The 13,690-nt window shown below is 65.1% G+C and carries 12 protein-coding genes; 4 read left to right on the top strand and 8 right to left on the bottom strand.

Annotation, left to right across the window (positions count from 1 at the left end):
- Positions 1-259: 259 nt before the first annotated feature.
- From ACR9ZC_RS24525 to glpD, 3 genes are all read right to left on the bottom strand, one after another.
- Complete coding sequence (locus ACR9ZC_RS24525) at positions 260-967, bottom strand: MIP/aquaporin family protein (RefSeq protein WP_173259187.1); 708 nt, start codon at positions 965-967, stop codon at positions 260-262.
- A gap of 142 nt (positions 968-1,109) precedes the next feature.
- Positions 1,110-2,609, bottom strand: a complete 1,500-nt coding sequence (glpK, locus tag ACR9ZC_RS24520; protein ID WP_481582248.1) for a glycerol kinase GlpK — start codon at positions 2,607-2,609, stop codon at positions 1,110-1,112.
- A gap of 124 nt (positions 2,610-2,733) precedes the next feature.
- A complete protein-coding gene (gene glpD / locus ACR9ZC_RS24515) occupies positions 2,734-4,284 on the bottom strand; it encodes a glycerol-3-phosphate dehydrogenase (protein WP_481582763.1) in 1,551 nt (516 codons plus the stop codon).
- Positions 4,285-4,487: 203 nt separating this feature from the next.
- Between glpD and ACR9ZC_RS24510 the strand changes: the two genes are divergently transcribed.
- A complete protein-coding gene (locus ACR9ZC_RS24510) occupies positions 4,488-4,850 on the top strand; it encodes a hypothetical protein (protein WP_481582247.1) in 363 nt (120 codons plus the stop codon).
- A gap of 56 nt (positions 4,851-4,906) precedes the next feature.
- Here the strand turns inward: ACR9ZC_RS24510 and ACR9ZC_RS24505 are convergent, their stop codons facing one another.
- Together ACR9ZC_RS24505 and ACR9ZC_RS24500 are read right to left on the bottom strand one after the other, a co-directional pair.
- Positions 4,907-5,104 (bottom strand): hypothetical protein, encoded by a 198-nt coding sequence (locus ACR9ZC_RS24505; protein ID WP_173259182.1) that lies wholly within the window; start codon positions 5,102-5,104, stop codon positions 4,907-4,909.
- A 343-nt stretch (positions 5,105-5,447) separates the two neighbouring features.
- Positions 5,448-6,233: a DeoR/GlpR family DNA-binding transcription regulator gene (locus ACR9ZC_RS24500; protein WP_481582246.1), complete on the bottom strand. Its 786-nt coding sequence runs from the start codon at positions 6,231-6,233 to the stop codon at positions 5,448-5,450.
- A 130-nt stretch (positions 6,234-6,363) separates the two neighbouring features.
- Between ACR9ZC_RS24500 and ACR9ZC_RS24495 the strand changes: the two genes are divergently transcribed.
- The 3 genes from ACR9ZC_RS24495 to ACR9ZC_RS24485 all read left to right on the top strand — a co-directional run bounded on the left by ACR9ZC_RS24495 (position 6,364) and on the right by ACR9ZC_RS24485 (position 9,687).
- On the top strand, positions 6,364-8,004 hold the full coding sequence (locus ACR9ZC_RS24495; protein ID WP_481582245.1) for a gamma-glutamyltransferase family protein: 1,641 nt from the start codon (positions 6,364-6,366) through the stop codon (positions 8,002-8,004).
- A 269-nt stretch (positions 8,005-8,273) separates the two neighbouring features.
- Positions 8,274-9,101 carry a ferritin-like domain-containing protein gene (locus ACR9ZC_RS24490; RefSeq protein WP_481582244.1) on the top strand — a complete coding sequence of 276 codons (828 nt, stop codon included), beginning with the start codon at positions 8,274-8,276 and terminating at the stop codon, positions 9,099-9,101.
- Positions 9,102-9,120: 19 nt separating this feature from the next.
- On the top strand, positions 9,121-9,687 hold the full coding sequence (locus ACR9ZC_RS24485) for a hypothetical protein (protein WP_481582243.1): 567 nt from the start codon (positions 9,121-9,123) through the stop codon (positions 9,685-9,687).
- Between the two features lie 28 nt (positions 9,688-9,715).
- Here ACR9ZC_RS24485 and ACR9ZC_RS24480 read toward each other — a convergent pair whose 3' ends face one another.
- From ACR9ZC_RS24480 to ACR9ZC_RS24470, 3 genes are all read right to left on the bottom strand, one after another.
- Positions 9,716-11,401: a DEAD/DEAH box helicase gene (locus tag ACR9ZC_RS24480; protein WP_481582242.1), complete on the bottom strand. Its 1,686-nt coding sequence runs from the start codon at positions 11,399-11,401 to the stop codon at positions 9,716-9,718.
- A gap of 198 nt (positions 11,402-11,599) precedes the next feature.
- Positions 11,600-12,895 carry a c-type cytochrome gene (locus ACR9ZC_RS24475; RefSeq protein ID WP_481582241.1) on the bottom strand — a complete coding sequence of 432 codons (1,296 nt, stop codon included), beginning with the start codon at positions 12,893-12,895 and terminating at the stop codon, positions 11,600-11,602.
- 20 nt (positions 12,896-12,915) lie between these two features.
- The gene (locus ACR9ZC_RS24470) at positions 12,916-13,647 is read right to left on the bottom strand and encodes a c-type cytochrome (protein WP_331569525.1); all 732 of its coding nucleotides are present in this window, start codon (positions 13,645-13,647) and stop codon (positions 12,916-12,918) included.
- Positions 13,648-13,690: the final 43 nt, after the last annotated feature.

Here is a 13,690-nt window from a genome sequence, read left to right as displayed (position 1 = left end):
CGCCCATGAGACGAGGCCGGCCGAAGCAGTCCGCATAGCTCGGTATTATAGCGTTTCACGATTGCCGCTCCGGGCGGCGGCCTCGCCGGTCTGACCCCGGCCGGTCGGCGCCTGCGCGCCGAGCATCGGCAGATCGGCCCAGGCCGCCTCGGCCTGCAACCGCAACGTGCGCCCGAGCGTGTTTACTGATGACGCATCGTGCGAAAGCGGCCCCGCCCGGCGGAGGTTGCCCGGGCCGCCCGGGCAGCGTGTCGTGTCGTCAGTGCGCGTGCATGTAGACGAATGAGGCCATGGCGCCGCCGGCCAGCGGTCCGCAAACGGGAATCCAGGCGTAGCGCCAATCGCTGTTGCGCTTGCCGGGGATCGGCAGGATCGCATGCATGAGGCGCGGCGCGAGGTCGCGGGCCGGACTCATCGCATAGCCGGTCGGACCGCCGAGCGAAATGCCGATGCCGAGTACGAGCAGACCGACCGGCAGCGCATCGAGCGCGCCAAGCCCCACCTGGGGCGAGGCGAGGTAGAGCACACCGAGAATGAGCACGAACGTGCAGATCGTCTCGGTCAGCACGTTGTGCCCGACACTGCGAATCGCCGGTGCCGTGCAAAAGCAGGCTAGCTTGATATCTGGGTCGTCGGTCGTCGAGAAATGCTGCCGATAGGCCAGCCACACGAGCAACGCGCCGGCCATGCCGCCCAGCATCTGAGCGATCACATAGCCCGCCACCTTCGACCAGGCGAACTTGCCGGCCAGCGCGAGGCTGATGGTCACGACCGGATTCAGATGCGCGCCGCTGAACGATGCGGTGACATAGACGGCGACGAAAACCGCCATCGCCCAGCCCCAGACGATGACGATGAGATCGGCGCCCTTGCCTTTCGTGCGCGCGAGCAGCACGTTGGCTACGGCGCCATTGCCAAGCAGCACGAGCAATGCCGTGCCGAGGAATTCAGCGATGAGAGGAGACATGGTTGTTACTCCGGAATGGCTAGATTGACGGTGTCGACGTTGCGCGCGGTAAGGCCTGCTCGTGCATCGAGCGGCTGTCCGCGCTGCGGCTATGAAGACGTCAAAACGTTCTCGAACGCACGGCCCGCGCGTTCAAGAACGCTCAGCTCGCGTCGGCCCAGGCTTTGGCCGCGGTGACGGCGCGCTGCCAGCCCGCGAGGCAGACCTCGGCGGCGCGCGCATCCATGGCGGGCGAAAAGCGCCGGTCGAGCTGCCACTGGCTTTGCAGCTCGTCGATACCGCCCCAGTAGCCGACCGCGAGGCCGGCGAGGTAAGCGGCCCCGAGCGCCGTCGTCTCGCTGATGCGGGGTCGCACGGCTGCCACGCCGAGCATGTCGGCCTGGAATTGCATGAGCAGATTGTTGGCGCAGGCGCCGCCGTCCACGCGCAGCTCGCCGATGCGAATACCGGAGTCGGCTTCCATTGCCTTGAGCACATCGACGGATTGATAGGCGATCGAATCGAGCGCGGCGCGCGCGATGTGCGCGCTCGTGGTCCCGCGCGTGACGCCGAAAAGCGTGCCGCGTGCCCGCGGATTCCAGTGCGGTGCGCCGAGGCCAGCGAACGCGGGTACAAGGTAGACGCCGTCGGAATGCGGCACGCTGGCCGCCAGTGCTTCGATATCGGCGGCGCGCTGAATGATGCCGAGGCCATCGCGCAGCCATTGCACGACGGCACCGGCGATGAAGATGCTGCCCTCGAGCGCGTACTCGACGCGCTCGCCGATCTTCCAGGCGAGCGTCGTGACGAGATTGTTCTTCGACTCGATCGGCTTGTCGCCGGTATTCATGACGAGAAAGCACCCGGTGCCGTAGGTGTTCTTCACCATGCCCGAGCGCGTGCACATTTGTCCGAAGAGTGCCGCATGCTGATCGCCCGCAATGCCGGCGAGCGGAATTTTCGACGCGAATACGGTCGTCACGGTCGGCCCGTAGACTTCCGATGAATCGCGTACTTCAGGCAGCATGCTGCGCGGAATGTCGAGCGCCTCGAGCAGGTCTGCGTCCCATTGCAGCGTATGAATGTTGAACAGCATCGTGCGCGAGGCGTTCGTCACATCCGTGATATGCAGCGCGTGCTTCGTGAAATTCCAGACGAGCCAACTGTCGACGGTGCCAAACGCGAGCTGGCCGCGCTTCGCTTTCTCGCGTGCCCCGGGGACGTTGTCGAGAATCCAGCGGATCTTGGTCGCCGAGAAGTAGGCGTCGATCGGCAGCCCGGTCTTCGCCCGCACGGTTTGTTCGAGACCTTGCTGCTTGAGCGAGTCGCAAAATGCCGCAGTGCGCCGATCCTGCCAGACGATGGCGTTATGAACGGGCTGGCCGGTCTCGCGGTCCCAGACGATCGTCGTTTCGCGTTGGTTCGTGATGCCGATGGCGGCAATCGATGTCCCATTCAAGCCGGCGCGCGTGACGGCTTCGGCGGCGACCCCGGCCTGAGTCGACCAGATTTCCTGCGGATCGTGTTCCACCCAGCCCGGCTGCGGATAGATCTGGCGGAACTCCTTCTGGGCGGCCGATACGATGTTGCCGTGGCGATCGAACAGCATCGCACGTGAACTCGTCGTGCCCTGATCGAGCGCGAGAATGTATTGGTCCTGCATCGTCTCTTCTCCATGTGTTGTCATAGATTTTGATGCGCCGCGGATAACTCGCTTGCGGCGGGCCCTCGGGTGAAACGTTCATTGCAGCGCCGGTACGAGCCTCTAACGGGCCTTGGCGCGCTGCTCAGTGCTGCGCCGGCGTCAGCGTGGTCGGCGCGGCGGCCGGCACGCGTGCGAACCATGCGTCGATCGATGCGCTTGCTTCGGTCAGCGTGCCGGCCGGAAGATGCAGGCCGACCTTGGAGCGGCGCCACAGCACGTCGTATGCGCAGCGCGCCCATTCGGTGTCGCGCAGGTATCGCAACTCGCACTCGAACAAGCCGGGGGCGAGCGGTGCGCCGAGATCCGCGAGCGAGCGCGCTTCGCCGAGCATGCGCACCGCGCGCGTGCCGTACGCGTGCGCATAGCGGCGCGCGAGCTCGGCGGGCAGCCACGGATGTTCGCTTGCGAACCGCGTGGCGAACCGTTCGAATTGCGCGCCGGGGATGTCGCCACCCGGCAGCGGCGCGCCGGCAGTCCATGCCGATGCCGACCGGCCGAGCGCGTCGGCGAGCCGGTCGACGGCTTCTTCCGCGAGCTTGCGAAAGGTCGTGATCTTGCCGCCGAAGACCGACAGCAGCGGGGCTTCACCTTCTCGCGCATCGAGTTCCAGCCGATAGTCGCGCGTCACGGCCGATGGATTGTCCGCCCCCTCCTCCTCGAGCAGGGGCCGCACGCCGGAGTAAGTCCAGCAAACATCGGCGGGCGAGATCTTGCGTTTGAAATAGCGGTTGATCGATTCGCACAGATAGCGTGTTTCGTTCTCGTCGATTGACACGCGCGCCGGGTCGCCGTGGTATTCGACGTCGGTCGTGCCGATCAACGTGAACTCATGCTCGTATGGAATGGCGAAAATGATCCGCTTGTCCGGGTTCTGAAAGATATAGGCGTGATCATGTTCGAACAGGCGCCGCGTCACGATGTGGCTTCCTTTGACGAGCCGCACGGTGTGATGTGCCGCGCGGCCGAGCGCATCGTGCAGCAGCGTGCCGACCCAAGGTCCGGCCGCATTCGCTAGTGCGCGCGCGCGTATCGTGAACGGGGTGCCGTCGGCGCCCGCGAGTTCGGCATGCCATTCGCCGCCTGCACGCACGGCCTTGACGAGCCGTGTACGCGTGGCGACGGTCGCGCCGTGCTCGGCCGCATCCACCGCATTGAGCACCACGAGCCGGGCGTCATCGACCCACCCGTCCGAGTAGACGAAGCCGCGTTCGATCGAATCCACGAGCGGCGCGCCGGCCGGGTGGCGACGCATGACGATGCCCCGCGAGCCCGCCAGCAACTCGCGCCGTGCAAGATGATCGTAGAGGAAGAGCCCCGCGCGAATGATCCACGCCGGACGCAGATTCGGCATATGGGGCATGACGAAGCGCAGCGGCCGAATGATATGAGGCGCCGAACGCAACAGCGTCTCGCGCTCTTGCAGCGCCTTGCGCACGAGCCCGAATTCCTTGTATTCGAGATAGCGCAGTCCGCCGTGAATGAGCTTGGTGCTCGACGACGACGTGTGCCCCGCAAGGTCGTCCTGCTCGACGAGCGCGACCCTGAGTCCGCGCCCCGCGGCGTCGCGCGCGATCCCCGCGCCGTTGATCCCGCCGCCCACGACGAGCAGATCGTATGGGCTGCCTTGCGTCAGTTGCCGTGCTCCCGTGCCCTCAGCGGCCATTGCGACTCCGATTGAAAACGAAACGAACCTATCATGTTCGTTTGCGAAATCTATCGAACATTATCGAAAAAGTAAAGTGCGGTATTCGGCCTCGATTCGAACATGTCGCGTTGCCGATGTGCGCCGCGCGCGGGGGAGGCTACCATCACGGGAAACGGACGAAGAGGTGGACGATGCTTGATCGGATTCGACGCGGCGCGGCGGTGACGGCCGTGCTCTTGACTGGCTGCGCGGGATGGGACGGATTGAGCACGCCGTCGCTGGGCGCGCTCGAGCAGGTGTGCGGCGCATCGGCCGATTACGGCGCGCAGACGGCGACCGTCTATCCGGCCTTACTGGACGCTTATGTGGCCTACCGCCATGGCAGGCTGTCGCAAAACGAGTACTGCGGCTTTCAGACGTCGATCGCGCGCGAGCACGCAACATTGGCTGCCGGCGGGGCGAGCGCCTCCACCGGCTGGGCCGATTTCATCAACGACGCGCGGGCCAAAGCGCTCAGTTGGCGCGCCGCAGTGGACCCGACATTGCGTGGCTGACGTCCAAAGACGAAAGATGCGCGGACCCGTGCCGCGCGCAGCGCGGGTCGGGTGCGCTAGGAGAAGCGTTTGATGGCTTTGATGGCCGAGTCGCCCGACTCGGTCAGGCGCCATTCCTGAAGACCCGACGCGAGACTTTCGAGCCGCACCAGTTGTTGTTCGAGCAGTGCATCGAGCTCTTCTCGGGCCATATCGACTTGGTTGGGAGCATCCTTGACGAGCAGCAACGTGGCGAATTCATGCGGACTCAGCATCGTTCTCTCCATGGGCAATCGAATTGCCTCGGCAACCGGCGTTCGGCTGCCGGCGTGCTCAACCTATCGGGAGCAGGTCAGGTGGTACCCGCACCGCGCAGCCATAGCGCGTCGGGGAACTGGAGTGTAGTCAAGCGCCCGTTCTTCTCCAAATCATCCCCTCAAAATTTTCTGTTTGACAATTAGCCGGGCCGGAAGCGGTTCACCCGCGCCCGTTATTTCGCGAAATTACTTCAAGTTTCGCGTGCGTCGCAGCATGGACCGACGCGTTCGGTGTAGGCGCCTGCTCGGCATCCAGGGCGGGCGCGCCGTAAGAGCCTTGGCTCACGCCGCGAGCCTTTGCTCACTCATCGGCGGCGACATAGACTTGCGTACCTGCGGCCGAAATCGTTTCCGCCATTTCGGGCGGCGGTGGGGCATCGGTGAACAGCGCGTGAATCTGGTTCAGGTGCCCCTGGCGAACGAGGGCCGGGCGGCCGAATTTGGAGTGGTCGGCGGCCAGCAGTGTCGTACGCGCCTGCTGGATGATCGCTTCGGCCACGCGAACCTCGCGCGTGTCGAAGTCGCGCAACGTACCGTCGGGCTCGATGCTCGAGGTGCCGATGACCGCGAAGTCGACCTTGAACTGACGGATGAAATCGATCGCGAGTTCGCCGACGATGCCCTTGTCCCATGGCCGGACGATTCCCCCAGTGACGAGCACTTCGCAGTCGGGGTAGCCGCTCATCATGTTGGCGACGTTCAGATTGTTCGTAATGACGCGCAGCCCGCGATGGCGATTCAATGCCCGTGCGACCTCCTCGGTGGTCGTGCCGAGGTTGATGAAAAGCGAGGCCTGGTCGGGGATATGAGAGGCGAGCAACGCGGCGATGCGGCGTTTTTCCTCATGGAACATGCGTTGCCGCGCCGTGTAGGAGACGTTTTCCGAGCTCGTCGGCAAACTTGCTCCGCCGTGGTAGCGACGCAGCAGGTTCATGTCGGAGAGCCAGTTCACGTCGCGGCGGATCGTCTGCGGCGTCACGTTGAAATGCGAGGCGAGGTCCTCCACCGTGACGAAGCCATCGCGCTGCACCCAGTCGAGCAGTTCCTGCTGGCGGGCGTTCAGGCTTAAGCGAGGGTCTCGGGTCATGGCGGGGCTGAGCGCGGCGATTGAAGAGGGGGTATTGTAGGGCCTGTTCGCGCTGGTTACAGGCCCTCGAACGAGCCTGGCCGGCTGCAGTGGATCGATCGAGATAAACGCGAATTCCGGAAAACCCAAGATGACGCATTTCGACTGGCACAACCCGTACCCGACACCGCGTCTGCCCGTGTTCGCCCGCAATGTCGTGGCGAGCTCGCATCCGCTCGCCGCACAGGCGGGGCTGCGCATGATCTGGGAGGGCGGCAACGCCGTCGATGCCGCATTGGCGGCCGCCGCCGTGCTGACGATTGTCGAGCCCGTGTCGTGCGGCCTCGGTGGCGATGCGTTCGCGCTCGTCTGGGACGGCGAAGCGCTTCATGGGCTCAATGCTTCGGGCGTGGCACCGGCAGCCTGGAGCATCGATTATTTCAGGCGCCGTCATGGCGAAAGCGCGCGCGGCATAGCGGCGCAGCCCAAGCGCGGCTGGGACACCGTCACGGTCCCCGGCGTGGTGGCCGGCTGGGAAGCGCTGAGCGAGAAATTCGGCGAACTCTCGTTTTCGGACATCATGGCGCCCGCCATCGAGATCGCCGAGCGAGGGCACGCCGTCGCGAACATCGTGGCAAGAAAGTGGGCGGCGGCCGTGCCCGAACTCGAGGGCCAGCCCGGGTTTGCCGAAGCCTTCATGCCGCATGGGCGCGCGCCGTCGCCAAGCGAGCTCGTGCGCTTTGCAGGTCATGCGCGCACGCTGCGCGAGCTGGCCGAATCGGGCCCGCGCGCGTTCTACGAAGGCGAGCCGGCCGAGCGCATCGCCGCGTTCGCGCGCGATGGCGGCAGCGCGCTGACGGCGGCCGATTTGCGCGATTACCGTGTCGAATGGGTCGAGCCCATCGCGAAAGACTATCGCGGCTACACCGTGCATGAAATTCCGCCGAACGGCCAGGGCATCGCGGCGCTCATCGCGCTCGGCATACTGGCGCGCTTCGACCTGAAGGCGCTTGCGCGCGACGGCGTGGATTCGCAGCATATGCAGATCGAGGCGATGAAGCTTGCCTTCGCGGACGTCTACCGCTACGTCGCGGACCCGCGAGCAATGGAGATCTCACCGGCCGAGTTGCTCGACGATGCCTATCTCGCCGCGCGCGCGGCATGCATCGATCCGCGCCGCGCCGCGCATCCCGCTTTCGGGATGCCGCGCGCGGGCGGCACGATCTATCTTTCGGCTGCCGACGAGCGCGGGATGATGGTGAGTTTCATCCAGTCGAACTATATGGGATTCGGTTCGGGCGTCGTCGTGCCGGGCACGGGCATCGCTTTGCAAAACCGCGGCTGCGGTTTTTCGATGGATCCGCGCTCGCCCAACGCAGTGGCAGGCGGCAAGCGTCCGTTTCACACGATCATTCCGGCGTTCGTCACGCAGCGCGAAGGCGCTCACGTGTGGCCCGTGATGAGCTTTGGCGTCATGGGCGGCGATATGCAGCCGCAAGGCCATCTGCAATCGATCGTGCGCATGCTCGATTATGGCCAGCAGCCGCAGGCGGCCTGCGATGCCCCGCGCTGGAAGGTCAATCCAGATTTCTCGATCGATCTCGAGTCGACGTTCGAGCCAGAGGTGGCACGCGCCTTGGAGGCGCGCGGCCATCGGATCGCGGCGTTCGACGATCCCTACATGGATTTCGGCTCCGGCCAGTACGTCTGGAAGCTGGAGCATGGCAACGCCGAGCGCGGCTATGTGGCCGCCAGCGACAGCCGGCGCGATGGGCTTGCGGCCGGGTTTTGAGCCGACGGGCCGATTGTCTGTAATACGGCGAAAGACGAGCGAATCGTCCGAAGGTTCTATGGCGGCCTCAGGCCCGGAACCGGAGGGTGACTGCGCGGTCACTGTCTGTGTCGAAGCAGTATCGGACAAGTCCGGCTAACATGCCGGGAAAACGGATCGAAAAGTTCAAAACGCCGCATCCGATGAACCGGCTCGAAACTAGGGCTTCGCGCCGGGCCGATCGCCGGCCGCGATCGGTTCGGGGGACGCGGCTTTGGGAGCGCAACGCAATGTACACCGAATCCAAGCACGCACTGCCTTGGCGTATCGAGGATATCGATCTGACGCGGATCGATCGTCGACGCGCCGCGACGAACGAAGATCTGCTGTTGCTCTTGTGCGCGGCGTCATTCATCGAGAGCGGCACGGACCTCTATACGAGCAACCTCACCGCCTATTTCGACGGAGATCCCGAGGTCTCCGCATGGCTCAACGACGAGTGGGAACCTGAAGAGCTGCAGCATGGTCGCGCGCTGAAAGCCTATATCAACCACGTCTGGCCCGAGTTCGACTGGGATACGTCGTTTCGGAACTTCTTCGAGGAATACTCGACGACTTGCTCGGTCGAGGAATTCGAAAAAACGCGGGCACTCGAAATGGTGGCCCGCTGCGTCGTCGAAACCGGTACGGCCACGCTCTATCGTGCCATCAACGAATGCTTCGACGAACCGGTGCTCAAGGAGATCACCGATCACATCCGGACGGACGAAGTGCGCCATTACAAGCACTTTTTCAAATACTTCAAGAAGTACAACGTGATCGAGGGGAATGGCCGCCTGGCCGTCCTGGGCGCGCTGCTGCGCCGGGTCATCGAAATCAAGAGCGAGGATTCGGAGATCGCGCTGCGTCACGTCTTTGCGACGCGCTATCCCGAGCGCGCACACGATACCGAGTACAACCGTGCGCGTACCGCGCGGATCAGCTCGCTCGTGCGCCGCAATCTCTCGGCCGACATGTGCGTGAAAATGCTGCTCAAGCCACTCGACATTCCGGCGCGCATCCAGCCGGGTGTCCATTACCCGCTCGCGAAGATGGCGCAGCACGTCTTCTTCCGCTGAGCCGATCGCGCGCACCCCGATGTCCGATTCTTCCTCACGCGAACGTGCGCTTGCAGTGCAGGCGTTCGATGAATGGCCGCCCGTGCTTCGCGCGCTCTTCGATGGCACCGGGCTTGCCGGCAAGGAGGGCTTTGCCGCTTGTCTCGTCGTCGCGGATGCCGATGCGCAGAGCCCTCTGCGCACCTCGCTATTGAGCGCGGGCGAGCTCTATGCGCCCGATTCGCGCTCGCTGGCCTTCGCCCTGTGGCCCGCCGCGCGTGCAGCACGCATGCTGGACGCGGCCGCGCGCCGTGGGCGCGGGCGAGCCGCGCTCACGTTCGTTCATGAGGGTGCTTTCTATCAGGTGCAGCTGCGGGTGGACGCGCTCGAGGTCGAGGAGGGCGGACCGCTCGCGTGCTTCATCGCGTCGATCGATTCGGCCGATGCGCAACAAGTCGGCTACGCGAAGCTCACGTCCGGCATTACGTTCGAGCTGCTCTCGCAGCAAAGGCAGGCGGTGATCGATCGCTGGCAGCAGCAGATCGAGCGCTTGCGTCGCGCTGTGGCATCGAGATCCCAAGCGGACGGAGGAGCGGCAAGTCCTTGATTGTCGCGACGAGCCGCTCGCGTCGGGGTCAGCGGCGGCGCGCCCTGTCGCCAGCGGGGCCGGCAGGTGAGCGCGGCTTGCCGCCTAGCAGCGCGCCGGGATCGCCCGAGCGCACTCCCGTGCCGCGTGCCGTGTCGCGCTTGGCACCGGCGGACGGCGCGGCCTGAGGAGCCGGCTCCCGCCGCGCGGCCGATTCGGGTTTGGCGGCGCCGCGCGCGGGCGAACGTTGCCCGCTCTTCGGCGCTTGCCCAGCGGCAGGCCGCGATCCATCGCTTGCTTTGGGCGTCGCGGTACCGCTGCGGCGCTCACCGGTGCGGCCTTTGGCGCTGCTGCCATGAGCGCTGTCGTTAAGACCGCCGTTACCGCTGCCGTTGCCTTTTCCTTTCGCATGGCCTGCAGCGCCGCTCTTGCCCGCGCCGCTTTCTCGGCGTGAAGCTTGAGCGGCGGGTGCAGCCGGCGCTTTGGCGCTTTGGGACGTCTCGCGCCGCGGCGCTTGCGCGCGTGGCTGGCGCGCTGCGCCACCTTGACCGCGGCGCTGCTGGATCGGCTCGGGTTTTACGTTCGGGTCCGGCTCGAAGCCCGGAATCACCTCTTGCGGGAATGTCTGCCGGGTCAGCTTTTCGATGTCCTTCAGCAGTTGGCGCTCGTCGACGCACACGAGCGAAATCGCCTCGCCGGTCGAACCTGCACGGCCGGTCCGCCCGATCCGGTGAACGTAGTCTTCGGGAACGTTCGGCAGATCGAAGTTGACCACGTGCGGCAATTGATCGATGTCGATGCCGCGCGCCGCGATGTCCGTTGCGACGAGCACCTGCAGCGTGCCGTCCTTGAACTCCGCGAGCGCGCGTGTGCGGGCCGATTGGCTCTTGTTGCCGTGGATGGCCAGCGCGCTGATTCCGTCTTTCGTCAGTTGCTCGGCCAGCCGGTTGGCGCCGTGCTTCGTGCGCGTGAACACGAGCACCTGGAACCAGGTGTTTTCGCGGATCAGATGCGTGAGCAGTTCGCGCTTGCGATCGCGATCGACGCTGTACACGCGCTGCGTGACAAGCTCGGTCGTCGTGTTGCGGCGTGCGACTTCGATAAGCGCCGGCGCGTCGAGCAGATTGTCGGCAAGCGCTTTGATCTCCTCCGAGAACGTCGCCGAAAAGAGCAGGTTCTGACGCTTGGGCGGCAGCTTTGCGAGCACGCGGCGAATATCGTGGATGAAGCCCATGTCGAGCATGCGGTCCGCTTCATCGAGCACGAGGATGTCGAGATGCGAGACGTCGATCGTCTTTTGCTGCATATGGTCGAGCAGCCGGCCCGGGGTCGCGACGACGATGTCGACTCCGCGCTTGAGCGCATCGATTTGCGGATTGATGCCGACGCCGCCGAACAGCACGGTCGACTTCAGCGGCAAGTATTTGCCGTAGGCACGCACGCTTTCCTCGACCTGAGCGGCGAGCTCGCGCGTCGGCGTCAGGATCAGCGCGCGCACGGCGTGCGGGCGGCGTGTGCCGGCAGCCTGCCCGGCGCGCGGCGCGGCGAGCCGCTGCAGAATCGGCAATGTAAAGCCGGCTGTCTTGCCGGTGCCGGTCTGCGCGCCGGCAAGCAGGTCGCCACCGGCGAGCACGGCGGGGATGGCCTGCTTCTGGATCGGGGTGGGCGAGGTGTAGCCGAGCTCATGAACAGCCCGTACCAGCGGTTCGGACAGGCCGAGGGAATCGAAGGACATAGTTTTCTTCAAATGCGGGATGACGGCTGTCCGTCACGCATGCCGCGTGCCGCGAAGGCGGCCGTGCGGCGAACGTGCGAGCGCGGCGCTGTTGGCGCCGGCCAGCCTGGGTTCCGGCGGAGCCGGTTGGCTTCGCCGGAAATGCGAAGGGCGCGGCCGCGGTAATCCGCATGGCCGCGCCCTTTGTGGTTCATGTGCTCAATCGAGCGGCGCCGAGCGAAGATCCGTCACTTGCTGCGGCGAAATCGCAGAGCCCTTGTTGCCCCACGACTGACGGATGTACGTCACGACGGCTGCGACTTCCTGATTCGTCAGCGCTTGCGCGAACGGCGGCATGCCGTACGGTTTCGGGTTGGCACCCGTGCTCGGCGGATAACCACCATTGAGCACCATGCGGATCGGATTGACCGCCGACGGCATCTGGATCGATTGGTTGTTCGCGAGCGGCGGGTAGGCCGGCGGCTTGCCGAGGCCGTTTGCGGAATGGCAGGTCGCGCATTTGTCGCCGTAGACCTTCTTGCCCAGGTCGAAGAGTTCGCCGCCGAACTTCTCCGACGTCTCGTACTGCATCGTCTCGGGCGCTTCCTTCTTCTGCGGAATGGTCTTCAGATACGTGGCCATCGCACGGACGTCCTCATCCGACAAGTACTGCAGGCTGTTGTGGACGACCTCTGCCATCGGACCGAACACGGCGCCGCGCTGCGACACGCCGTTCTTGAGCAGATTGGCGATGTCCGTGATGTCCCAGTCGCCGAGGCCCGCTTCCTTGTTCGAGGTGAGCGACGGCGCGTACCAGTTCTGCAGCGGAATCAGACCGCCGGCGAACGCGGCCGAATTGACGGGGCCGCCCATCATGTTGATCGACGTATGGCACATCGAGCAGTGGCCGAGGCCTTCGACGAGATACGCGCCGCGGTTCCATTCGACCGACTTCGTCGGATCGTCCTTGTAGACGCCTTCGCGGAAAAACAGCGTACGCCAGCCGATCAGCAGGTTGCGATTGTTGAACGGAAAGCGCAGTTCATGCGGACGGCTCGGCACGGAGGCCGGCGGCACCGAGCGCAAGTAGGCGTAGATCGCGTCCGAATCCTCGCGCGTCACCTTCGTGTAGCTCGCGAACGGGAAAGCCGGGTAGAGCAGGCTGCCGTCCTTCGAGCGGCCCGTGTGCATGGCGCGATAGAAATCATCCGACGACCACTTGCCGATACCGTATTGATCGTCGGGGGTGATGTTCGGCGTATAGAGCGTGCCGAACGGCGTGGCCATCGGCAGGCCGCCCGCGAATTGCTGACCGCCGCGTACGGTGTGGCATGCGATGCAATCGCCGGCGCGGGCAAGGTATTCGCCGCGCTTCACGAGCGCAGCCTGGTCGGCCGGCGTGGCTGCCTGGGCCGAGCCGTTGTGCAGGTTATCGCTGCCCGTCCAGAGGACGGAGCCGAGCGCGGCGGCCGTCAGGACGACAGCCGACAGCGCGAACAGTGACTTGCGTTTCATGGGTATGTCTCTCCTCGCGCTTATTGCGGTTCGCTACCGCAGGCAAGCGGAGTCTTCATCGAGCGGGCCGGAGCCGGAACGGGGTTTTTCGGGGCGGGCTGAGTCGAAAGCCAGGCGGCGACGGCGTTGACGTCGTCATCGGTCAGGCGCGTCGCGATCTCGTGCATGCAATCGGGCGCTTTGGCGTGGCGCGTGCCACTGCGCCAGGCGCCCAGCTGCGCGCTGATGTAGTCCTGGTGCAGTCCGACGAGACCCGGAATCGCCGGCTCCATGCCCGTCAAGCTCTTGCCGTGGCAGGCGGCGCAGGCGGGAATGTTCTTCGAGGCATCGCCATTGAGCACGATCTCCTTGCCGCGCGCGAGCGTCTCCGGCGAGACCGTCGGCTTGGCGGGGGCCGGGTAGGGCGGGCGCTGCTTCGAGAAGTAATCGGCGATCTCGTGCAGGTATTCGTCCGAGAGGTACGTGACGAGGTAGTTCATCGGCGGATACTTGCGCCGGCCCTCGCGGAAATTTTGCAATTGATTGAACAGATACTCGGCCGGCTTACCCGCGAGGCGCGGGAAGTAGTCGTTATCGGTGCCCTGCCCATGGCTGCCATGGCACGCCGTGCAGCCTTGCACGCGCTGTTCCATCGTATCCGGGGCCTTCGGCTGGGTTTGCGCTTGTGCGCTCGTTGCGACGCCAGCACCACCGATCAGCAAGAGGGCGAGTAGCGGGCGGAAAATGCGTCTGGAAGACACGCGTAACTCCATCGTTATTCGGGGACCTGCCGGACTTCGATCGGCCCGGTGCGGT

The sequence above is a fragment of the Trinickia sp. HAY1-2D genome (genome assembly GCF_056754935.1).
This window is presented reverse-complemented; position numbering and strand designations above follow the sequence as displayed.